The organism is Spirulina sp. LEGE 11439 (genome assembly GCF_059821285.1).
Genome location: NZ_JCAMRX010000005.1, coordinates 65,434 through 88,444, shown reverse-complemented (window position 1 = coordinate 88,444; position 23,011 = coordinate 65,434). Strand labels below are relative to the sequence as shown.

Annotated in this window: 22 protein-coding genes; 7 read left to right on the top strand and 15 right to left on the bottom strand. The window is 42.7% G+C overall.

Features of this window, described 5'->3' with window-relative positions; translation table 11 throughout:
* Positions 1–7: 7 nt before the first annotated feature.
* From AC6RV6_RS05145 to AC6RV6_RS05125, 5 genes are all read right to left on the bottom strand, one after another.
* Positions 8–1,504, bottom strand: a complete 1,497-nt coding sequence (locus AC6RV6_RS05145) for a sugar transferase (RefSeq protein ID WP_500239474.1) — start codon at positions 1,502–1,504, stop codon at positions 8–10.
* Between the two features lie 251 nt (positions 1,505–1,755).
* Positions 1,756–2,178, bottom strand: a complete 423-nt coding sequence (locus AC6RV6_RS05140; protein WP_500239473.1) for a secondary thiamine-phosphate synthase enzyme YjbQ — start codon at positions 2,176–2,178, stop codon at positions 1,756–1,758.
* Between the two features lie 178 nt (positions 2,179–2,356).
* Positions 2,357–2,734 (bottom strand): response regulator transcription factor, encoded by a 378-nt coding sequence (locus tag AC6RV6_RS05135; RefSeq protein WP_500239472.1) that lies wholly within the window; start codon positions 2,732–2,734, stop codon positions 2,357–2,359.
* Between the two features lie 36 nt (positions 2,735–2,770).
* A complete protein-coding gene (locus AC6RV6_RS05130; RefSeq protein WP_500239470.1) occupies positions 2,771–4,174 on the bottom strand; it encodes an adenylate/guanylate cyclase domain-containing protein in 1,404 nt (467 codons plus the stop codon).
* Positions 4,140–6,695: a response regulator gene (locus AC6RV6_RS05125; protein ID WP_500239469.1), complete on the bottom strand. Its 2,556-nt coding sequence runs from the start codon at positions 6,693–6,695 to the stop codon at positions 4,140–4,142. The genes AC6RV6_RS05130 and AC6RV6_RS05125 overlap by 35 nt, the downstream gene beginning before the upstream one ends.
* 229 nt (positions 6,696–6,924) lie before the next feature.
* On the opposite strand from AC6RV6_RS05125, the gene cbiD reads away from it, so the two are divergent.
* The 4 genes from cbiD (at position 6,925) to AC6RV6_RS05105 (ending at position 11,879) form a co-directional block, all read left to right on the top strand.
* Positions 6,925–8,025, top strand: a complete 1,101-nt coding sequence (gene cbiD, locus AC6RV6_RS05120) for a cobalt-precorrin-5B (C(1))-methyltransferase CbiD (RefSeq protein ID WP_500239631.1) — start codon at positions 6,925–6,927, stop codon at positions 8,023–8,025.
* 284 nt (positions 8,026–8,309) lie between these two features.
* Positions 8,310–9,599, top strand: coding sequence for an RNA-guided endonuclease InsQ/TnpB family protein (locus AC6RV6_RS05115; protein WP_500239468.1), 1,290 nt, complete (start codon positions 8,310–8,312; stop codon positions 9,597–9,599).
* Positions 9,600–9,758: 159 nt separating this feature from the next.
* Positions 9,759–11,384, top strand: a complete 1,626-nt coding sequence (gene guaA, locus AC6RV6_RS05110; protein WP_500239467.1) for a glutamine-hydrolyzing GMP synthase — start codon at positions 9,759–9,761, stop codon at positions 11,382–11,384.
* A 111-nt stretch (positions 11,385–11,495) separates the two neighbouring features.
* Positions 11,496–11,879: a hypothetical protein gene (locus AC6RV6_RS05105; protein WP_500239466.1), complete on the top strand. Its 384-nt coding sequence runs from the start codon at positions 11,496–11,498 to the stop codon at positions 11,877–11,879.
* Between the two features lie 65 nt (positions 11,880–11,944).
* Here AC6RV6_RS05105 and AC6RV6_RS05100 read toward each other — a convergent pair whose 3' ends face one another.
* Both AC6RV6_RS05100 and AC6RV6_RS05095 read right to left on the bottom strand, forming a co-directional pair.
* Positions 11,945–12,589, bottom strand: coding sequence for a GDSL-type esterase/lipase family protein (locus tag AC6RV6_RS05100; RefSeq protein WP_500239465.1), 645 nt, complete (start codon positions 12,587–12,589; stop codon positions 11,945–11,947).
* A gap of 133 nt (positions 12,590–12,722) precedes the next feature.
* On the bottom strand, positions 12,723–13,496 hold the full coding sequence (locus AC6RV6_RS05095) for a class I SAM-dependent methyltransferase (protein ID WP_500239464.1): 774 nt from the start codon (positions 13,494–13,496) through the stop codon (positions 12,723–12,725).
* Between the two features lie 84 nt (positions 13,497–13,580).
* On the opposite strand from AC6RV6_RS05095, the gene AC6RV6_RS05090 reads away from it, so the two are divergent.
* Together AC6RV6_RS05090 and AC6RV6_RS05085 are read left to right on the top strand one after the other, a co-directional pair.
* On the top strand, positions 13,581–14,129 hold the full coding sequence (locus tag AC6RV6_RS05090; protein ID WP_500239463.1) for a peroxiredoxin: 549 nt from the start codon (positions 13,581–13,583) through the stop codon (positions 14,127–14,129).
* A gap of 36 nt (positions 14,130–14,165) precedes the next feature.
* Positions 14,166–14,888 (top strand): TIGR00266 family protein, encoded by a 723-nt coding sequence (locus AC6RV6_RS05085; protein ID WP_500239462.1) that lies wholly within the window; start codon positions 14,166–14,168, stop codon positions 14,886–14,888.
* 68 nt (positions 14,889–14,956) lie between these two features.
* On the opposite strand, the gene AC6RV6_RS05080 is transcribed toward AC6RV6_RS05085, so the two are convergent.
* Entirely contained in the window at positions 14,957–15,709 is a 753-nt protein-coding gene (locus AC6RV6_RS05080) for a PspA/IM30 family protein (protein WP_500239461.1), read from the bottom strand.
* A 268-nt stretch (positions 15,710–15,977) separates the two neighbouring features.
* Between AC6RV6_RS05080 and AC6RV6_RS05075 the strand changes: the two genes are divergently transcribed.
* Entirely contained in the window at positions 15,978–16,193 is a 216-nt protein-coding gene (locus tag AC6RV6_RS05075) for a hypothetical protein (RefSeq protein WP_500239460.1), read from the top strand.
* 21 nt (positions 16,194–16,214) lie between these two features.
* Here the strand turns inward: AC6RV6_RS05075 and trmFO are convergent, their stop codons facing one another.
* The 7 genes from trmFO to dnaJ all read right to left on the bottom strand — a co-directional run bounded on the left by trmFO (position 16,215) and on the right by dnaJ (position 22,909).
* Positions 16,215–17,561: an FADH(2)-oxidizing methylenetetrahydrofolate--tRNA-(uracil(54)-C(5))-methyltransferase TrmFO gene (gene trmFO, locus AC6RV6_RS05070; protein ID WP_500239459.1), complete on the bottom strand. Its 1,347-nt coding sequence runs from the start codon at positions 17,559–17,561 to the stop codon at positions 16,215–16,217.
* 79 nt (positions 17,562–17,640) lie between these two features.
* A complete protein-coding gene (locus AC6RV6_RS05065) occupies positions 17,641–18,915 on the bottom strand; it encodes a valine--pyruvate transaminase (protein ID WP_500239458.1) in 1,275 nt (424 codons plus the stop codon).
* A 254-nt stretch (positions 18,916–19,169) separates the two neighbouring features.
* Positions 19,170–19,577: a hypothetical protein gene (locus tag AC6RV6_RS05060; protein ID WP_500239457.1), complete on the bottom strand. Its 408-nt coding sequence runs from the start codon at positions 19,575–19,577 to the stop codon at positions 19,170–19,172.
* A gap of 66 nt (positions 19,578–19,643) precedes the next feature.
* A complete protein-coding gene (locus tag AC6RV6_RS05055; protein WP_500239456.1) occupies positions 19,644–20,363 on the bottom strand; it encodes a sulfite exporter TauE/SafE family protein in 720 nt (239 codons plus the stop codon).
* A 63-nt stretch (positions 20,364–20,426) separates the two neighbouring features.
* Positions 20,427–21,464, bottom strand: a complete 1,038-nt coding sequence (rsgA, locus tag AC6RV6_RS05050; RefSeq protein WP_500239455.1) for a small ribosomal subunit biogenesis GTPase RsgA — start codon at positions 21,462–21,464, stop codon at positions 20,427–20,429.
* Between the two features lie 17 nt (positions 21,465–21,481).
* Positions 21,482–21,739 carry a sulfurtransferase TusA family protein gene (locus tag AC6RV6_RS05045; RefSeq protein ID WP_500239454.1) on the bottom strand — a complete coding sequence of 86 codons (258 nt, stop codon included), beginning with the start codon at positions 21,737–21,739 and terminating at the stop codon, positions 21,482–21,484.
* Between the two features lie 33 nt (positions 21,740–21,772).
* On the bottom strand, positions 21,773–22,909 hold the full coding sequence (dnaJ, locus tag AC6RV6_RS05040) for a molecular chaperone DnaJ (RefSeq protein ID WP_500239453.1): 1,137 nt from the start codon (positions 22,907–22,909) through the stop codon (positions 21,773–21,775).
* Positions 22,910–23,011 lie beyond the last annotated feature (102 nt).

The following is a 23,011-nucleotide window of genomic DNA, read 5'->3' as shown; positions in this document are numbered from 1 at the left end:
TCAACCTTTAATACGCGCCTTCCTTGCCTAAAACCACTCTCACGGTTCTAAAGAGAATTTGAAAATCAAGAGCGAGAGACCAATTTTCAATATAAGCCATATCCAACTTAAACGCATCCTCAAAATCAGTAATATCCGATCGCCCAGAGACTTGCCAAAGTCCGGTAATTCCGGGCATGACATTATGACGTAAATGATGGTGTTCTTCAAATCGTTCTACATCTCTGAGCGGTAAAGGACGCGGACCCACCAAGCTCATATTTCCCATCAAAACGTTAATCACTTGAGGGATTTCATCCAAACTGTAGCGACGGAGAAATTTACCGACTCGGGTAATACGCGGATCGTCTTTGATTTTGAATAAAACGCCGTCTTTAGTGACATTTTGTTTCTCTAACTCCTTCTGTAATTTATCGGCATTTTGAACCATGGTGCGAAATTTCCAAACTTTAATAGATTTTCCTCGCAAACCCACTCTTTGTTGTTTGAAAAAAATCGGCCCAGAAGAATCCCATTTAATTAAGAGTGCGATCGCAATATAAAGTGGACTGGCAAATAAAAGAATTCCAGCCGAGGCAATCAGATCGAAACTTCGCTTCAGCCAAAAATCACCCCCTACTAAAGCTGGAGGAGAAAATCGAATGGTAGGCATTTTTCCGAGGAGTTCAATCCTCGGATATTGATTGGGAATTTCCAGATCGATCGGCACAATTCGTAAATTTAAACCCGCCGATTTAACACTCCAATAACAATCCAAAGGATTGGGAATAGCTTTCCAAGAACAAACAAAAATTTCCCCCACTCCTCGATAATAAACATGATCTAACGTTTCATACCATAAATCGTAAGTTTCGGGATCGCTGAGATCGATACATTCAACAATTTCAAATTCTTTCTTACTCGACAATTGCAACATTAATTTAGCTTGCTCCATATCATCGGGATATCCCATGAGAGCAATGCGCCGAGTCACGGCACCTTCACGGCGCAATGATGTAATGAATGTTTCTGCGAGCAATCGTCCAGCAAGCACAAAAAATACGGTAAAAAACCAAGCTAATAAAAACGTCGAACGGGAAAAAATAATACCGGGTTGATACAGAAATGTTAAAACTATTAAAAGACATTGAGATAAGGTCAGACAAGCTACCAAACTTAAATATTTACGACGACTGGATCGTTCTCCATACAAGCCTGCAGCCGCAATAATTCCTAATGTAATCACTAAAATTGGCAGTAAAAATCCCGTTTGTTCTGGATTGCGCTGTAAGAGGGCAAAAGAATCAACAGTTTGCAACCAATGAACGGCTTTTCCGACTCGTTTGGCAATGAACCAAGCAAAGGCTACTAATCCAGCATCAAGGAGCATAAAAGCACAAATCCGCAGCCAACCCATGCTAATCCCACGAGTTAAATTTCGTACGGGATGGCGCACATCAACACTACCAGATAGAGAATGACGGTGCATTAATATTTCGCTGTCTTCGCGATCGAAATCATACATGAGCGTTATTTTCTCCCAATTTAGGGTGAAAGAGATTGAGGCAAATCGGCGATCGCATCTTAATCTTAATCCTAATTATAGAGGAGGTTTCTATCATTAACTTTCTCCTTTAACAAACCAGCTATCGCGGTATAGTCTTCCGTTAAGTATACTATTTATGGTAGGACAAGACAAGAACATTCTCTTAAATTTATTATCAGTCGCTCGCAAAACAAGAGAAAGGTAAAATTGAGAGTAATTATCTAATAAATTTAATTTCCATCCACATGAATAACAATTTGACGATGATGAGGATAGTGACGGTGTTCCCAAAGATAAATTCCTTGCCACGTTCCCAAGACTAATTTTCCTTCAGAAATCGGAATTTGTTCTGAGGTTCGCGTTAAAGCAGAACGAATGTGAGCCGGCATATCGTCAGAGCCTTCTGCATCGTGAATATAACTTTTTCCATCTTCAGGAACGAGTTTGCTAAAAAAATTTGCTAAATCTTTCAGAACATCGGGATCTGCATTTTCTTGAATGACGAGACTGGCTGAAGTATGGCGAATAAAAATCGTACATAAACCGATTTTTACATGAGATTCGGAAACTAAATCTTGAATGGGATAAGTAATATTATGAAAAGATTTTCCTGTAGTATGAATTTTGAGGATTTTTTGTACGATTTGAGACATGAGTTTGTTCTAATAAATACAATTAATGCTAAAGCGATCTGAGTTGTGAGACTGGCATGAATCTTAAAAAAGATTGAGTAAGAGCGATCGCAATCTTCGATATATCGAGTCAAAAACAAACACTTTTTCTTAAATTGTATACCTTTTGTTCAGCGATCGCAAATTCTGTTCATAACTTTTATAAGTTAAGAATAGCGATCGCTTTTTCCAAGACTTCATCGGGATCGAAGGGTTTTGTCATATATAAATCCGCGCCGACTTCTTTCCCTTTTTGTTTGTCAAACTCTTGACCTTTGGCTGTTAACATGATAATAAAAATCTCTTGGGATGCAAACTCTTTTCTCACATTTTGACAAACATCAAATCCATTCATTTTGGGCATCATGACATCGAGAAAAACCAAATTCGGTTGTTCTATTTTAATTTGTGCGAGGGCATCTTCTCCATTATTAGCAATTAACAACTCAACGCCTTCATCTTCCAACTCTTCCAAAGTTTGTTCGAGAAGCATTCTAATATGTGGTTCATCGTCAACAATTAAAATTTTTCCACTCATTTTTCTATTCGAGAACGTTAAAGTTAAAGTTAAATTTTAGTATAAAACCTCGAAGACTTCTACTGCTTTTCGCTTCCCTTTCACATGAATTGTACCAAATTCCTTAAAGCGGAAATCAATATAAGTTTTTTCGTAAACGCTGCGACTGACTAAAATTTGCCCTCCTTTGGCTAAAGATTGTAGTCTCGAGGCAATATTAACTTCATCGCCGATCGCAGTATAGTCGGTATGGGTGGGAGAGCCAACATTCCCGACAACAACACTTCCCGAGCTTAACCCGATCCCAGTGAGAAAATTTTCCCCGATCCAGCGACGAGGAATGAGATCGAGGCGTTTTTGCATATCAATTGCCGTGGCGATCGCGCGTTTTTCGGCATCGGCAATCACCGCAGGGGCTCCAAATAAAGCGACGATCATATCACCCACAAATTTATTGACTGTGCCTTGATGATTGAAAATAACATCAACCATGTGGGTAAAATATTCATTAAGGTAACTGACAATTTTTTCTGGGGGAAGTTCTTCACATTTTGTTGTAAAGTTGCGAATATCAGAAAATAGAACCGTGACATTGCGGCGTTTGGGTTGTAAGACAGCGAGATCGCGATCGGCTAAAATTGTTTCGACTACGGCAGAGGAAATATAGCGTTCCAAATTGCTTTTAATGCGTTCTTCTTGGAGGTGTTTGAGATATAAAATTGCATTTTCAATGGCTGTTGCAGCTTGGGAAGCTAAAGTATTTAATAACTTTAATTCGGCGGCGGTATAATATTTATTCTCATGACTTCCGATCGCAATTGCTCCCAAAATTTTATCTCGTCCTTTCAAAGGAACGCAAATCAAAGAGTTCAAGCGATCTCGATTGGACAAATGATGAATATCGCGATCGATCTCGTTTAAAATCTCTCCTTTTCCTGTATCTAAAAGCAAGCTCACGATCTCTTGCTCGAGATTTGGATTGCCTTCTACTTCTCCAAAAAAAGCAATTTTTCGTAACTTTTCTTCTTCTAATAATAATACCCAACCCGTCGTTGCTGTAATTAAGCGCTTGGCTTCATCGAGAACTAATTGAGCGACTTCCTCTAATTTTAATTGTGAGGTGATCTTATCAGAAATACTATAAAGTAAATTTAATTCTTTATAGCGTTCCAACGTTTCTCGGGCCAACTCTCTTTTTTCTTGTTCTCGCTTGCTTAAATAACTGAGTAAATTGGCGATCGTAGCAGCTTTCTCATCTCCTTTCACCCAACCGACAATCAGATCGTTGATTTGAATGGGATATTTTTCTGGAAGCCTTAATTCGGCAGAATCTTCTCCGATTAATAAATTGCCTTGCAGATCGATAATCGCGATCTCGGAAGCGATCGCGGTGATAGTTTGCTGGATGAGTTGTTGTGTTTCCTTTTTAGCGAGTAACCGTTTCAGACAGAATTTTGTCATGAGTCTCCTCGTCAGCTAAGAGGATAAAAAATACATTTTCCATCCCTTTTTCAAATCGCAGAGTTTGTACGACCTCTGATTGTTGCCAAAGGTTAGCATTTGCAATGACGAGATCGGGTTTAACTTGTGCGGCTTTTTCGCGAAATTCCTCTCCATTCAAAGCCTCAGCAACATGATAACCTTTTGTCTTTAATACTTCAGATAGAACCTGTACAGTTGAGCGATCTTTGTCTAAAATTAAGACTTCTTTTGAGTGACGATCTTGAGTTAAAAGAAAGTCAATTTCTGCTAATAAAATATCGCCTTGAATGGGTTTGCTGAGAAAGCGATCGACTCCCACCTGATAACCTCGTTCTTTATTTTCTAAAATCGAGAGCATGACAATAGGAATATCTAAGGTATTGGGATCGTTTTTAATCACGGCTGCCGCATCAACTCCGTTCATTTGTGGCATCATCACATCCATAACAATCAGATCGGGTTTAACAGATTTAGCAAGCTGAATGGCTTTTAAACCATCGGCTGCTTCAACAATATCATAATTGCGGACTTCTAATTCTTGTCGAAGCAAACGGCGTATATTGGCATCGTCATCAACAATTAGAATAATTTTATTGTGTTCTTCATCTATTTTTTCTTTTGCTTTGACACGGTATTGAAGTTGGTGTAATAGTGTATCGACATTCAAAGGTATTTCAGGAATGGGTTGGACATTTTGAATCGGTAAACTAAAGAAAAATTTACTTCCTTGACCGAGTTCGCTTTCTACACCAATTTTACCACTATGATACTCGATGATTTGCTTGCAAATGGGCAATCCCAGACCCGTTCCTTTCGGTTTGTCAGTTAAAGTATCGCCGATTTGTTTGAATTTTTCAAATACTTTGGGTAAGTTTTCCGGGGTAATGCCAATTCCGGTATCGATAACACTAAAAGTAACGGTATTATCGATTTGTTTAACCTGACAAGTTACCAATCCGCGTTCGGTGAATTTAACAGCATTGGAAAGGAGATTAATAATTACTTGGATAAGACGATCGCGATCGCCTAAAATTGGCGGTAAATTAGGTTCGATCTCTTGAATCAGTTGCAAATCTTTAGAACACAATAGAGCAGAAGTTGCCGCAATAGCGCGATCGCATAATTCGCCAACATCAAGAGGTTCCATTTTCCATTCCACTTTTCCGGCTTCCATCTTGGCAATATCTAAAACATCATTGATCAAAGCTGTTAAACGCTCTCCTTCAGCAACAATAATATTAATATTTTCTCCGACTTGTTTGACTGCACGTTTAACTTTTTTCTCTTCCAAATCAACGGATGGAAAAACAGTATCTTTTAATCTTTTGTCAATGAGTTTAGCAAATCCTAAAACAGAAGTTAACGGCGTTCTCAATTCGTGAGATACAGTAGAAATAAAATCAGTTTTGAGCTTGTCAATTTCGATTAAGTGTTCGTTTTCTGCCTTCAGACGTTCGTTAAGCGAAGAAATTTCTCGTGCGGCATCTTCTAATTCTGCTTGAGCTTTTTTGCGATCGGTAATATCGCGAATAATTGCCGTAAAGAATATCTTTTGCTTCTGTTTAAAAATAGAAACGGCAATTTCTACAGGAAACATTGTTCCATCTTTATGCTGCCCCATTAATTCCCGAGTTTGAGACAGAGGAATTTCTGGCGAACAATTTAAACAATCTGCATAACCGCGACTGACTAAAAACATTAAGTCGTTGTGGCTTTCAAAAACAGGGATGAGCAAACAAATATTTTTTTCTCCGATCGTTTCTTCTGCAGAATAACCAAAAAGTTTTTCGGCAGCAACATTTAAGGACTGAATTTTACCGCTTTCATTAATCAGAATAATTCCATCGGCTGCCGTTTCGAGAACCGTGCGATTTTGAGCCTCACTTTCCTCGAGGCGATCGATTAACGGTTTACCCATTCTCATAAACATGATTGTCGCTAACAGTTCGACTAAAATAGCCGCACAAACTGTTGTTACAGCCGCATTAATAAAAGGTTTGCGAATATCTTTCAGAGGAATTTTGGCAATAACCCCCCATCCTAAATTATTAACGGGTTCGTAAGCGGCAAGAACGGGGACACCGCGATAATCCCATCCTTTAATAATTCCTGATTGTCCCAATAATGCTCTCCGCATGGGTTCGGCGAATTGATTTTCCCAAGAGATCCGTTTCGTTTCTGTGTATGGTTCGTGTTTTTTGCGGAGGAGAAGTCTAATATCATCACTTTCGCGCTTAACAAGGACAAATTCCCCGGTTTTCACAAAACCGTGCAGTTTAGCGTAAGATCGTTGTAAGGTTTCGAGGGTTATTTCTTCGTTATCGGCAGTCTCGGCAATAGATTCGATCAACCGCGCTTGACTTTTGGCAATTTCGACAAGGCGATGTTTCTGTTCGACGATCGCGGTACGATAGAGAATGCTAAAACCTATTCCGGCAACGATCGTGGAGATAATGGCTTGATGAAGGAGTAGAAATTTGAGTCTTTTGCGATGATTCATTGTTGCGATCGCGATAGAGAGTTGATTCTGAAGCACCCTTCATCCCATTCTGTCATGCCAGATCGGAAACTGGCACTCTCTTTAACGGACTCAGATTTTACAGCATAAAATAGGGTTTATTTCAAGTCGTAAAAATACTTAAAGAGATTGAGTTTTACCGAACAAGTGAGAGGAATTTTAATTTTTAGGTTATCTTGTTCTTGAGTTTGATTTTAAGTTCATCGTGATAATTTCTCAACCGAAATCGGGATTTACCTTACCTGTTTTTGCTACTGCTGCTGCTGCTGCTGCGTTGCGCTATCTCCAGCAACAACCTCTTTTAGAAACCGTAAGTATAAACCTTATCGATCCTCCAAAAACTGCCGAAATTCCCATCGCACAAGTTGCCAAAATCAGCGATCGCACCGCTTTAGCGATCGCCTACAGCGATCCCGGAGATAACTTGGATTTAACCCGTAATACTCCAATCTGGGCAATTGTAGAATGGCAAGAGAACGCCGATCGCCAACCTTCTCAAATTACGATCGAAGGTGGAGAAGGCATTGGCAAACAACGCGATCGCGATGGACAAGCTGCAATTTACGCTTATGCAACTCAACTTTTACAGCATAATTTACAAGTTTTACTTTCCCCCTCGGAAGCAATTACAGTTAAAATTATCCTGCCGGAAGGACGCAAACTCGCAGAACGAACTTCTAATAAAGCCTTTGGCGTGATTGAAGGACTTTCCCTATTAGGAACGACGGGAATTAGTCAGCCTTTAAGTTCTCCCCAACAGTTAGAAATTTATCGAGAAGAATTAGCCGAAAAAGCCACACGATTTGATAGTTTAGTATTTTGCATCGGAGAAAATGGTTTAGACTTGGCTCGCAATTTAGGAATTGAATCCGATCGCCTCATTAAAACGGCCAATTGGTTAGGTCCTTTGCTAGTCACAGCCGGAATTTCTGGGGTGCGATTGCTTCTTCTCTTTGGCTATCACGGAAAACTCATTAAACTCGCCGGTGGTATTTTCCACACCCATCACCACCTCGCCGATGGACGATTAGAAATTCTCACGGCGCATTGTGCCAAAATCGGTTTACCCACCGACATTCTCGCAGCCGTATTGCAGAGTCCCACCACAGAAGCCGCTTTACAACTCCTGCGTCAATCTCAACCCCAAAGCGTCGATCGCATTTATCGTTCCATCGCCGAAACCATCGATCGCCGCACCCATGAATACATCCGCAAACACGGCGATCGCGACGTTTGTATCGGTTCTGTTCTCTTTGACCGCGATCGTAAAATTATTGTTAAAAGTCAAAATGGAACCACGTTTTTTGCATAATTGTGGTATAATACTCTGAATAACTAATTAATATTTAACAAGCCTTTTATAATAAGGCATTCTTACTAGCTGTGTGATTGATTCGATTTCTTAGTTGATTGAAGAGATGCCTCAATTTATACAGCTTTACTGAAGAGAGGTAACGCTTCGCGTTTAGCGGTGACAATGAATCGCGACCAACAAACAAATCGACCGTTCGCTTAGCGTCTCCAATAGGAGAAGGGAGTCTACAAATCTTGACCCACTGAGTAAATATTGCTAAAATCAAGCAACAAGAGGTCAAAATGTTAACACTCACTTACGAGTACAAGCTGATACCAACGGTCAAGCAAATCGAGATTATTGAGCAGACTTTAACAGTTTGCCGCTCAGTCTGGAATTACGCCCTCAGAGAGCGTAAAGACTGGCTTAATTCTCGTAAGTCTTCCGTTAACGTTTGTTCCTTAGAAAAGGAATATATCATTTCGGCTGACGCACCTTTCCCGAATTACAATTACCAAGCCAAGCAATTAACGGAAGCCAAGAAAACCAACCCTTTTCTCAAATCTGTTAATGCTCAAGTTCTCCAACAAGTCTTGAGAACGCTAGAGCGTGCCTTCATAGATATGAAAGCGAAAGGATTAGGTTTTCCTCGGTTTAAGAGTCATTACCGGATGCGTTCGTTCGTCTATGCACAAATGTTAAAAGATTGCTTGCAGGATAATCAAATTAAACTCCCTCAACTGGGATGGGTCAATTTTAGGCAGTCGAGGAAAATTCCTGAAGCATTTACGGTTAAACAAGCCAGAATTATCAGAAAAGCATCGGGTTATTTCATCGCTCTGTCACTACAATTAGATGTCAATGTTCTACAACCGTTTCCTCACGGTCATCCGCGAGGATTAGATTTGGGGTTCGATAAATTCGTAGCGACGAGTGACGGAGAAGAAGTCAAACGACCTCGGTTTCTTAATACTCTGCAACGCAAGCTGAGATTGCTGCAACGCAGGCTAAAGAAAAAACAGAAAGGGTCAAAGAATCGACGGAAATTAAACCGTAAAATAGCCCGATTGCATCAAAAAATCTCTGATAGCCGCAAAGACTGGCATTTTAAGTTAGCGCATCATCTTGGCGATGGTGCGGGAATGATATTTGTTGAGGATATCAACTTGATTTCTTGGCAGAGGGGAATGTTATCGAAACATTCAGCCGATGCCGGATTTGGGCAATTCGTCACGATCTTGGCATGGGTATGTTGGAAAAGAGACATTTACTTCGCCAAGGTCAATAAAGATGGCACGTCTCAAGAATGCCCTGAATGTGGGACACATACGGGCAAGAAAACTTTGGATGTCAGGTTTCATGCTTGTCCCGAATGTGGGTATCGAACATCAAGAGATGTGGCGGCGGCTCAAGTCATTAGAAATCGTGGAGTTTCGGCTGTACTCAATCTAACACTGTCTGAGTCCGGGCTGGACTTGGACATTAAACAAAATGCCTGTGGAGATGTTCTGGCGGGGGCGAGGGTAACTTCGTCTAGTCAAGAATCTGTGAAGCAGGAACTCCCGATCGCAAGGTTGGGAATCTCCCGCTAGAACGCGAAGTGTTTAGCGGCGAGAGAATGTCAATTTGTTGCATCTGTATTTTTTCACTGTTTCCGAACTCAAGCCCAAAACCCAATATCAACCCCTCCTTATTCACTCCTTTTTGCGATCGCCTCGATGGTTCAGTTTCGCATATCCTAAATAAAGCCCATGACTCCTCAAATTAAAGCCCCTTCAACTCGAGAGACTTTGCCAGCAAAGTCCTTAGAAACCAGCATCAATCGTCAAACGATCGCGATTTTGGATTTTGGTTCGCAATATTCTGAACTGATCGCCAGACGCATTCGAGAAACGCAAGTATATTCAGAAGTTCTTTCCTATCGTACCAGTGCCGAACACCTCGCGAAGCTCAACCCCAAAGGGATTATCCTTTCTGGCGGACCCAACTCCGTTTATGACGAATTTGCCCCCCATTGCGATCGCGAAATCTGGAACTTGGGAATTCCCATCCTCGGGGTGTGCTATGGAATGCAGTTAATGGTGCAGCAATTGGGCGGGCGTGTCGAACGAGCCAAACAAGCAGAATACGGGAAAGCCTCCCTCAGCATCGACGATCCCACGGATCTCCTTACCAATGTTGAAGATAACTCCACCATGTGGATGAGTCATGGAGACTCCTGCACGGAACTCCCCACAGGATTTGAAATCTTAGCTCATACCCACAATACCCGATGTGCCGCGATCGCCCATCACGATCGGCACCTCTACGGCGTACAATTTCACCCAGAAGTAGTCCATTCCCGCAATGGGCAGGCTCTCATTCGCAATTTTGTTTATCACATTTGCGACTGCGAACCCACTTGGACCACAGCCGCCTTTGTGGAAGAATCCATTCGAGAAATTCGTGCCAGAGTCGGAGATAAACGAGTTCTCCTCGCCCTTTCCGGTGGCGTAGACTCCTCAACCCTTGCCTTTTTAATGCACGAAGCCATCGGCGATCGCCTCACTTGTATGTTTATCGATCAAGGTTTCATGCGGAAAGGCGAACCCGAACGACTCGTCGAGATTTTTGATAATCAATTCCATATCTCCGTCGAATACGTCAACGCCCGAGAGCGATTTTTAGCCAAACTGGTCGGAGTCACCGATCCCGAAGAAAAACGCCGCCACATCGGTCACGAATTTATCCGGGTATTTGAAGAAGAATCCAAACGCCTAGGACCCTTTGATTATCTGGCTCAAGGTACGCTCTATCCCGACGTGATCGAATCCGCCGATACCAACGTCGATCCAAAAACTGGAGAACGAGTCGCCGTCAAAATCAAAAGTCATCACAATGTTGGTGGATTGCCCAAAGACTTACAATTTAAACTCATCGAACCCTTGCGAAAACTTTTTAAAGATGAAGTTCGCAAAGTCGGTACCGCGATCGGGCTCCCCTCAGAAATCATCCGCCGCCATCCTTTTCCTGGACCCGGTTTAGCCATCCGCATTATTGGCGAAGTGACCGCCGAACGCTTGAATATTTTGCGAGATGCAGATTTTGTCGTGCGGGATGAAATCCAAAAACAAGGGAAATATAATGATTTTTGGCAAGCTTTTGCCGTCCTCTTACCCGTTCGGAGTGTCGGAGTCATGGGCGATCGACGTACTTATGCCCATCCCGTTGTTTTGCGTTTCGTCTCCAGCGAAGACGGCATGACGGCGGATTGGTCGCGAGTCCCTTATGACCTCCTCGAAACAATATCCAACCGCATTGTTAACGAAGTTAAAGGGGTCAATCGCGTCGTTTACGATATCACCTCCAAGCCCCCCGGAACGATTGAATGGGAGTAGTACCGCTTTAATATCGAGGATTTTTGTTGAAAATAGCCGCTACATCTTTTTCCTGACAGCAAAAGGAAGAAGATGTAAGCTAATTTGTATATATTGCTTCGCTGCCAGTCCATGAACCAATCCAATAAACCCGCTTTAATGCGCCCGAAACCGAGGCCTCAAGGGGAATCCAAAACCCAGATCCAATCCAAGCCTCAAGAATCTCTGACACCCAAGCCTTCGGAAAATGCACCTGTCAAGCCGTCGGTTTCCAGTCCCAGCAAGCCTCATCGATTTCCCAAACCTCGCAAGGCCGAGCCAATTTTAGAACACGATGGGTTAAAAGCAGGGGATGCGATCGCACTTCCTTATAGTAGTCAAACTGTCACCGTTACCCAATTTTATAAAACCATCAGCGATGCTTGGTATGTTGCCTTTGATGGCGGTTGCGTTAATCAAAACGCACTGGCTGCAGGGGCATTAACAGTCGAGGACGAAAAAATTGCGGAAGAATGAAAAATTCTGCAAGCAATGAGGGATGAAGGAAAAAATCTTTCTCCCTTGCTTCCCTGCTGTTAACCTCAATAAAAATTGAGAGACCTTTGCGATCGCGATCGTCTGCGTTTTTGGCCAGAATAAGGAGTAAACCAAGACAGCCAAGGCGACCAATTTTGCACCAAGTCAGCCAACTCTGCATAACCCTGAATATAGGGATGAATGCCATCGTTTTCTCGGACTTCCTGCGTCCAAACGACAGAAGTACTCAGAGGTGTAAAAATATCGAGATAGGGAAGATCTAACTCAATACAAAGCGCAAAAAACTCTTCAGAAAGACGATAAATTCTTTTATTTTGCTGAGAATCAGCGACGGGAGGTGGCCCGATCGCGAGGACAGAAAATGACTTTTTCGCAACATTAAGAATATTATAAGTATTCTTTAAAGAATCTTGCAAACCCACTCGAATTTTACCATTTTCAAGCATAGTATCATTGACTCCAAAAGAAAAAACCACACAATTTCTTTCTCCTCGTTGAAAACGATAAGAAAGTTCCCGCAACCATCTCTTTTGAATATCGGTACTGGTATCTTGTCGAACGCCTAAATTATAAATCGTAAATTTATAGCCTCGAAAAGCCGTTTCCGCGCAAAGTCTTCCCACCCAGCCCAAATATTCCGGATCTCCTGTCCCACTGACAAAAGAATCCCCAATAAATGCAATTTCCATATTTTCATCTGATAGATAGCACCCCTTTTATCAATGAATAATGAACAATTAATAGAAATTTGAAACTTAAGAAATAGGTAATGTTTGAGTTACGGTAATTCAAACAAGTAGATACATTAAAATACTACTCGTTTTAAGTGGGCTTAATTCCTCCAAATAAGGCAATTTCAAATATTTTGAGAAAACAATCGACATCGATGAATCCAATTTCTGTTAACCACTGACATTGAATCTCCATTGGCGCTAATATATTTGCATTTTTATCATCTCTGTGGTAGAATTCCAGACTAATTTCCGCTTTTGTTTTCTGACTGCCTTTCTCTTGATGAAAACGATAGAGAGCATCAACAAATAATTCATTAAAAGCTTGTTCTCCCCAAGGCGATCGCGAAGAAATATGCTCTAAATTCAGAAATAATCCCCCCGGTTTTAAGAGAGAGAAAATATCTTGATAAATTGCTTTTTTATTGCGATCGCTTTGGTGGTGAATGGCAAAACCTGAAACAATAATATCGAAATTAGCAAGATTTAATTCCTTCATCTTTGGAAGTAAGCGATCGCTCCATTTTTCCTTGCCAAAGTTTTCTGCCACAAACCGTAAATGCTCTGGAATCTCGGCAAAATTTGCTTTTGCCGCCGCCAGCATTGTTTCCGAGAAATCGAGAAAAATACCTCGAGATTGAGGATAACATTGATGGAGCGATCGCCCTAAAATACCATCCCCACAGCCTAAATCCAAGAAACTCTCAACTCGAGGTTGAGTTATCGCGACAATTCTCAAGATGACATCAATTTGTTCGGCAGCGAGAGGTATTGCTCCTCTTACCCCTTCGAGAAAAATTTTCGCGAGTTCTGGATCTTGCCAGATAGTATATTGACAATTGGCAGAAAGAGAGGGAGAGGTCATTATAATGAGTGGTAACGATGACAATGGCTAATTTAACTATAACGCGATCGCGCTAAAATTTTAGAGTTTATTGAGGTTGAGTTTATGTTTCGTCGATCCTTCCTGTGCATATTTTTCGCCGGACTTTTTACCTGTTTGATGGGATTGAATTTTCTTCCCGAAGCGATCGCTTTGGGGGGGGAACAACCCGATCTTAATGCACCCGCCCCCGAGTTTACCCTACCCACAAATACTGGAAATGGCGAAATTTCCCTTTCGGATTATCGAGGGAAATGGGTTGTTCTCTATTTCTATCCTCAAGACTTTACTTCGGGTTGTACTTTAGAAGCACAAAGATTTCAAAAAGATTTACCTCAATATCAGGCCAGAAATACACAAATTTTAGGGGTTAGCGTTGATGATATCGACTCTCACGCAGAATTTTGCGACGCAGAAGGATTAAAATTTCCCCTCCTTGCCGATACGGATGGCAGCGTTAGCAAACGTTACGGTTCGTGGTTGGGTATGATATCTTTACGTCATACTTATCTGATCGATCCCGAGGGAATTCTCAAAGCAATTTTTCTAGGAGTACAACCCGTTATTCACAGTACAGAAGTGTTAGCAAAATTAGATGAATTGCAGGCTTCATAAACCATTATAAAATGCAAAAATGATTTGGAGGTCAAAATGGCAGACGCGATCGATTACAAAATTTACGGCGCGGATTTACAATTAGTTGAAATCGAACTCGATCCCGGTGAAGGCGTACAAGCAGAAGTGGGAACCATGACCTACATGGAGCAAGGAATTGAAATGCAAACAGGGATGGGTGGCGGTGGCTTATTTTCGGGTTTTAAGCGCATGGTAACGGGAGAAAGTTTTTTTATTACCACTTTTGCCAATGGAGGGAAAAGACAGGCAAAAATTGGCTTTGCCGCAACTTCTCCTGGTCAAATCATTCCTCTTGATTTAGCTGCTTTAGGCGGAGAATTTCTCTGTCAAAAAGATGCGTTTTTATGTGCGGCGAATGGGACAGAGATTAAGGTTGCTTTTACTAAGCGTTTGGGTGCGGGATTTTTTGGGGGAGAAGGGTTCATTTTACAACGCTTACAAGGAGATGGTTTGGCATTTGTGCAAGCAGGAGGAGCGATTATTGAGAAAAATTTAGCACCGGGAGAAGTCTTAAAAGTCGATACGGGTTGCTTAGTTGCTTTTGCGCCTTCAGTCGATTACGACATCCAGTTTATGAAGGGCATTAAAAATCTTTTATTTGGCGGTGAGGGACTATTTTTAGCCAAGATGACAGGACCCGGCAAAGTTTATCTACAAAGTCTGCCTTTCGCCCGCTTAATGGCGAGAATTACATCTCCCTTGCAAGCTCAAATTAGTCGCTTGGGAAATGATAATTAAGAGAGATTTTTAACACAAAATAGGGCGAGAAATTCTCGCCCCAACCTATGCGATCGCAATTTTCTCGCTCACGACTTATCCAACTGTCTTCTGAGATCTTCCAATTCTGCATCCACGGGAGGAGCGGTACTCGCCCCGGGTAAAGCCCCTTGGTTGGGAGAAGAACCGCTTAATTGTGCTTTCATTGCCGCAAGTTCGTCGTCAACATCGCTGCCACTTTCTAACGCTGCAAATTGACTTTCGAGATCGACTCCCCCTAACTCTCCAACGGCTTGAGAGCGAGCTTCCATTTCTAGTACCTTTTCTTCCATGCGCTCGAAAGCAGCCATCGATCCCCCTGTATTGAGAGAACCGATTGTACTTTGTAGTTGCTCGTTTGCTTTTGCTGCTTGCACGCGGGCTTTGAGCATATCTTTTTTAGTTTTGGCTTCCGAAATTTTACTCTCGAGGGCAATTAAATTCTTTTTCAGGGTTTGCACTTGCCCAGTTTGCATATCTAATTGACCTTTGAGTTGAGTGGCGGTATCTCCACTGGTTTTTTTGCGTTGTAAAGCCTCGCGAGCCAGATTTTCATCTCCCTTCGAGAGCGCAAGTTGAGCGCGTTGATGCCATTGGTTGGCATCAGCTTGGTTTTTGTTGTACTGCTGCTCAGTACGTTTTTGAGTGGCAATAGCGCGGGCAACGGCTTGACGCAACTGCACCAAGTCCTCCTGCATATCAACAATAGATTGCTCCAGAATTTTCTCTGGATCTTCTGCTTTGCTCACCATGTCGTTGAGGTTGGCTCTGACGACGCGGCTCAGGCGATCGAATAATCCCATGACGTTGTTTATCCTATTGAAAACGTACAGAACTGAATTGATAAGAATGCGGCCAAAATTATTTGGCGGGCGCTTAAGATTTATTTATGTTTTTCGCTATTCTCTAGTCTAGCTTTTTGCGGGGTTTGCTTGCCATTATTGCCGTCTTGCCGTCCCAAAAAGCAATTATGAAATAATTGTTACATTCGTTTTCAGATTCTCTACATACACTAGAAGAGAGGAGTGTTCCAGATAAAAGCGATCGATCTTTAACAAACGGATATTTATTATGATTTCTTGTCCTTGCTGTTCTCGAGCCATGCTGATGTATGCCCAAAAGGGTCGTGCCTATTGGTTTTGTCCGAATTGTCATCAAGAGATGCCCGATTTGTTGAATGTGATGATGACTGCCAACCAAGAACGGCATAAAGTGCAATCCCTCTCATCTGCATTGCTTCCCCAAACTGTCGAACCCTTACTGGCTCAACCGGCTGAAGTGGGTTAACCCGCAAAAAATCGCCGATCGCTAAGTTAATTGCCCCGTCAAGTTTTCTAAATCTGTGAGGGCGCGATCGCGATAAACTCCATACCGTTCTCGCTTGTTGCGAATGCGTTTTTCTAAAGGCGGGATAATGCCAAAATTGGGGGGCATAGGCTGAAAGTGTTTGGCAGAGGCAGAAGTAATGAACTCAAACAATGCCCCCATCATAGTTGTTTTGGGCAGGATAAAGGGATTCAATCCCAAAATTAGTCGTGCTGCATTCGTTCCTGCCAGCCATCCCCCTGCCGCCGCCGCCCCATAACCTTCCGTTCCCACCAATTGACCCGCCGCGAGGAGTGAAAGCCGTTGTTTGAATTGTAGGGTCGGTGTGAGGAGTTGAGGGGAGTTAATAAAGGTATTGCGGTGCATGACACCCATGCGAACGAATTCTGCTTTTTCCAAACCCGGAATGAGGCGAAAAACCCGCTTTTGTTCTCCCCACCGCAAATTGGTTTGAAAACCCACCATGTTCCAAAGTTGCCCGGTTTTATCTTCTTGACGTAACTGAACCACGGCATAAGGGCGCTTATCCTGATTTTCTGGGGCTTTGAAGTCGCCGTAACGGGAGTCAAACAAGCCCACGGGTTTGAGGGGTCCGTAGCGCATGGTATCTTCTCCCCGTTGCGCCATCTCTTCAATGGGGAGACAACCTTCAAAAAATTTAGCGTTTTCCCGTTCAAAGTCTTTCACGGGGGCTTGTTCGGCTTGACAGAGTTCTTGCAAAAAATGCAGGTACTCTGCTTTATTTAAGGGACAGTTGAGATAGGCGGCTTCTCCTTTGTCGTAGCGGGAGGCAAGAAAGGCAATATTTTTATTGATGGAGTCTCCGACAACGATGGGGCTGGCGGCATCGAAAAAGCTCATATAGTCCATCCCCGTGAAGTTTTGTAGGTCTCGGGCGAGGCGATCGCTGGTTAAGGGTCCTGTGGTCAGGACAACAACCCCATCGGGAGGAATTTGCGGGACTTCTTCCCGACGCAATTCAATGAGGGGATGCTGAGAGAGGGTTTCCGTGAGGTCTTGACCGAATAGGGCGCGATCGACGGCTAAGGCTCCTCCGGCAGGGACTTGATGTTCGTCAGCTTTGCCAATCACGATCGACCCCAAGCGGCGCATTTCTTCGTGCAAGAGTCCGGCGGCGCGATCGCTTTGTTTGGCTCCAAAAGAGTTACTGCACACCAATTCTGCGAGTTCTTGGCTGTGATGGGCGGGGGTCATTTGCACGGGGCGCATTTCCGATAGAATCACGGGAACTCCAGCCCGGGCAATTTGCCACGCTGCTTCGGTGCCGGCGAGTCCGCCTCCAATTACGCGCACGGGTGTTTGTGTCATTTCAGTTATCAGTTATCAGTTATCAGTTATTAGTTATAACGATCTCTGGGAGGCGATCGCGCTTTATTTCGCTTTTCAATTATAACGATTGTGAATAAACTCGCACAATCGTTGCTGCTAATTTCTGCATGCCTTGAATAATTTCTTCTGGGGTTGCAGTTAAGCTAATTCGCAAACATTGATGACGATGTGGCCATTCCTCCTGTAGCCCCGGAAAAAATGTCGATCCCGGTACCAGAATAACACCTTCTTCCTTAACTTTTTGATATAATTCCCAATCCGTAATCGGTAAATCTTTTAACCACAACCACGCAAAAATTGCCCCTTCTCCGCGATGTAAAAACCAAGGTAAATCCTGTGGTAATGCCTCCTCTAAAGTTGATTCTAAAACCGCAAATTTATGTTGATAATGGGGGCGAATGACCGTTTCCGAAAGTTCTGCCAATCGTCCCGAGGCGATCGCCTTTGCCGCGATCGTCTGTCCGTACCGAGAAGAATGAATGCAAGCGTTATTCTGAAACCCATCGAGAATCTCAATGATTTCGGGATCCGCGATCGCAATCCCAATTCGTTCCCCCGGCAACCCTGCTTTTGACAAACTCATGCAGTGAACAATATTATTACCTAAAATCGGACTCATTTCTGTAAAATTTAAAGCTGGATATGGCGGCGCATAAGCAGAATCAATAAATACGGGAACATGATAAGGTGCCGCTAACTCAGTAATGGTTGTAACTTCGCGATCGCTTAACACATTCCCCGTCGGATTGCAAGGACGAGAAAAAATAATGCACCCAGTTTGTTCGTCAATTTTTAATTGCTTTAAATTGGGACGATATTTAAAACGATGTGCCTTTTCTTCAATATCAAGACTGGGTTTGTAAGCAACCACTGCTTCAGGAAATAAACTAACACCACCATATCCCGTATAATCGGGACTCAAAGGCAAGACAATTTGTTTTAACGGTCCATCGCGATGATAACCACCGAACGCATTTGCCGCATAAAAATATAGTGCTTGAGATCCCGGTGAAATTAAAATATTTCGTTCGCTTAAATTCAAGTTATAGCGCTGGTTAAAATCTTTCGCGATCGCTTCAATCAAAGGAGTATATCCTTGAGAAGTGCCATAGCGACAAACAACTTCTCCATAGTCTCCACTGGCCAGTAATTCTGCCGTACAATCTCGCCATAATTGTTCGATTTCTGGCAAAATCACCGGATTTCCCGCACTCAAATTAATGAATTTTCGTCCTGCACTGGCTCTCAATGTCTCAATAATATCTTTCATGATTTCTCGCACTCCAGTGCGTTGAGACATTCGCAAGCCAAATTGAGAGAGATTGAGTGTCATGGCTAAAAGTTATATTATGAAAGGATAAAAGATGGAAAAATTATAACAACTATTTACAGGGTAAACGCATCTAATTTGATATAAATTGTAACTGTAAAAAATCCACTTATTCCAATTTTTCCTAAAATCAAACAGCAAGAATAGTTAAATTGTTCTATTCTGACTCAATTGTCTAATTATTTTGAAGAAAAAACCAAGAATGGTTGCGATCGAGATCGCCATGTCCAGATTTATTGAGTTACAAATTAGTATACTCAGTGTTTTTGATATATTCGTAGTTTTGCTAATTCTTCTTTTTTTTGTCCCATATCTTCTGAAATTTTATCAATTAACTGCAAAAAGTCATTAACAGCCTCAATGATTTCTCCTGAAAATTCTTGAAAATTGCTCAAAAATACTGTTTGCATTCCTAATTCCAATTGAAGACTATTTTCTTGTTTATAAAGGAAAAAATCATAGGATTCCAAAATATCTACTTTTGCAAATTCATTAATCTTTAAAGAATCAATAGCATTAAGCATAGCTTCAAAAAAAGAATCAAGATATATGTCTTTTTCTTCAATAATTCCTTGCTCACCCAAAATCACTATCGTGCCAAGAGGTTCTTGTGACTCAATAGGAGTTTCTGTATCTAATTCCCATTGTAAGTATTTTTCTATCATGACAATTCAAAGGAAGGTTAATTTGGTTGAGTAGATTAATAGATAAACGGCGTAAAATAGCAAAATTTAATTGACAACCCAAAGTAAAACCCCCAATCCAATTAAAATAAAATAGATTAATTGTTGAAAGCGCTGGACAGGTAAACGACGGTTGATTTGCCAGCCCAACCAAAGAGCGATCGCTACGGCTGGTAATGCCAAACCATACAAGGTAAAAACTTGTTTTGTCCAAAATCCACTGAACCCATGACTAATCACAATGCTTAGAGAACTAATCGAAAAATAACATTGTAAAGTGGCACGAAATTTGAGCGGATTCCAGTTGCACATATTGCCATAAATTGCAATAGGCGGGCCGTTTAAATTATATGCTCCACCAAATATTCCGGCAATAAAACCAAACCCATAAGCCCAGCGACTACTCAATTGAGGCAGTTTAAATTTCCCCAAACTATACCCACCAAAGGCGATTAAAAATAGTCCTATTCCCCTAATAATCAAGATTTGCGGGACAATTTTTAGCAACCAAACTCCACAGATAATTCCCGGAATTGTCGTTATTAAGAGTCGCCAGATCGCATTAAATTCTACTTTTTGCCAACTCGTTAAAAAAATTAATGTTGTCGCTGTTGTCATTAAAAGCGCAAATGTTGGCGCTACAACTTGTAACTCCATCACTAAACTTAATAAAGGCATCGCCACTAAAGCGCTACCAAACCCAAAAATTCCTTGTAATAATATGGCACAAAAAATAATTGCGATCGCCAGAATTATCTCAAATTCCATGTAATTTACCTAATGTTGGCAGGACGGCTATGAGCATCATCTTTAATTGAGAAAAGAAATCGGTCAATCTTCTCTTTCTGCTTCTTCCACCAACTCTTGCAGTGTCTGATGGCGAAGGCGACGAGACTGACGGCGATATTTTTTACTCTCCAATTTCGGTTCGTACTCGCGTTTTCCCGCACCCGTAATTTTTAATTTAACCGCCGCTTCTGCATCCGGTTGTTGCTGGAGAAATTCCGCTCGCGCGAGGGTTTCTTCCAAAAAGATAAGATAATGTTCGTATCGCTCCCAATCGCCCCGAATCGAACAATTCGGTTCATCTCGGTGCAAGCAATCACGAAATTGACAGGCATTCTCTCGCGATCGCGTTTCGGGAAAATACTGCACCAATTGAGTGATATCGCAATTCAAATCTGGTTTGTTAAATCCCGGACTATCCGCTAGAAGTCCTCCTTTCGGTAACTCAAATAACTCAACATGGCGAGTCGTATGGCGACCGCGCTGAAGTTTTCCCGATACTTCTCCTACTCGTAACTGGAGATCGGGAATTAATTTGCCAATCAAACTCGATTTTCCTACCCCCGACGGTCCGGCAACAATGGTAATTCGGTCTGCTAATACCTTCTCTAAGGCTTCTAATCCTTCCTCTTGTAGGACGCTAATAAAAATTGGCTCATAGCCCCATTTTTGCAGCCTGATTGTCCATTCCTGTTGTAAGTCTTGAGGGATCAAATCGCTCTTATTTAAACACAAACGAGGAGCCAAAGAAGTTGATTCGGCTTGGATTAAAAAGCGACTCAATTGCCACGGATCGAGGGCGGGTTCTTCGAGGGCAAAAACCAGTAAAATTTGTTCGGCATTGGCGACGGGAGGGCGTTGTAAGAGAGTTTTGCGGGGTAAAACTTTTGCGATCGCGCCCCGTCCGTCTTGCCAGTCCGGTTCTTCGATCGCAATGCGATCGCCGACCATAACTTTCTGCCCGATTTTTTTCAAGCGCGATCGCCGCGTACACAATAAAAATTGATGTCCCTCCCAAACGAGATCCAAGCGCACGCGATAAAAATTAGCTTGGACGGCAACCACCGTTCCCAACATATTCATCGATCGTCATTCATGGTTTAACTCCTCACCTGTAAAACAAAATATTCCCAGCGATCTTCTTGAGCTTCAATAGCATAACCTGCCATGACTAAGCTATCGGGAACTTGTTCGATAGGTTCTCCGCGATCGAGCCAAACCTCTAATAATTTCCCGACCCCCATTTGTTCCAAACGCAATTTTGTCCGCACAAAATTAATCGGACAGGGCGTTCCTCGTAGATCCAACTGGGCATCAGCAACGCGATCGGCTTTGCTGTTAATTTCGTTACGGCTCATTGTTCATTGTTCATTGTTCATTGTTCATTGCAATTAACCTCGAAACATTTTGCCTAAGAATCCTTCCAAACCCCCTTCTTTGCCTGCTGCTTCACCGCGAATTGTTGCCAATTGCTCTAATAATTCCCGTTCTTCAGCACTCACCCGCGTGGGAATATCGATTTTAATGGTAATTAAATGATCGCCGCGACTGACCGGATTACCCAAACGCGGTACGCCGCGATCCTCTAAGGTTAATACCGTATTGGGTTGAGTTCCGGGGGGGACGGTTAATTCTGTCTCGCCATCAACCGTATTGACGGGGATTTTACAACCGAGAATGGCTTGTAAATAACTAATAGTAATCTCCGAGAGGATATTAACCCCATCCCGTTTGAATTCCTTATCCTCTTCCACAAAGAGGTAAACGTATAAATCTCCCGGTGCGCCATTCCGCAAGCCAGCATCTCCCTCTCGGGCGACTCGCAGACGCGTACCATTATCGACCCCTTGAGGGATGGTAATTTTTAACTTTTTCGTGACTTGTTGGCGACCGACTCCGCTACAGGTTTCGCATTTCTCTTCGATCGCTTGTCCTTCCCCATTACAGGTTGGACAAACCGAGACTTGAGCGAAACTGCCAAAGGGGGTGCGAGTTGCCCGGCGGACTTGACCCGTACCGTTACAAGTCTGGCAAGTTTTGACCCCCGTTCCCGGTTTTGCGCCCGTTCCCGTGCAAGTCTTACAAGTTTCGAGGTGGGGGATGCGAATTTCTTTTTCACCGCCGAAAATTGCTTCGCGAAATTCTAATTTCAAGTCGAGGCGTAGGTCATCCCCACGCACGGGGCCGCTGCGTCGGCGTTGAGTCGTTCCGGTGCCGACACCACCACCGCCAAAGCCGCTAAAAATCGTCTCAAAAATATCCGCAAAGCCGCCCACGTCGCCAAAGTCGGAGAAGCCGCCAGCACCTCCCGATACGCCTGCTTCGCCAAAGCGATCGTATCGTGCTTTCATTTCTGGATCTGAAAGGACTTCGTGAGCGCGGTTGACTTCTTTAAATCGGTCTTCTGCTCCCGATTCTTTGTTCACATCCGGATGATATTTCCGCGCGAGGCGGCGGTATGCGCGTTTGATGTCATCTGGACTGGCATCGCGGGAGATATCAAGAATTTCGTAGTAGTCGCCTGCCATAGGGTGCCGATTCTGTTTGGGTGTGCAATTTCAATTATCAATTATCAATTATCAATTATCAATTATTCGTCCATCGCGATCGCGAGGTTGAGAAAGAGATAT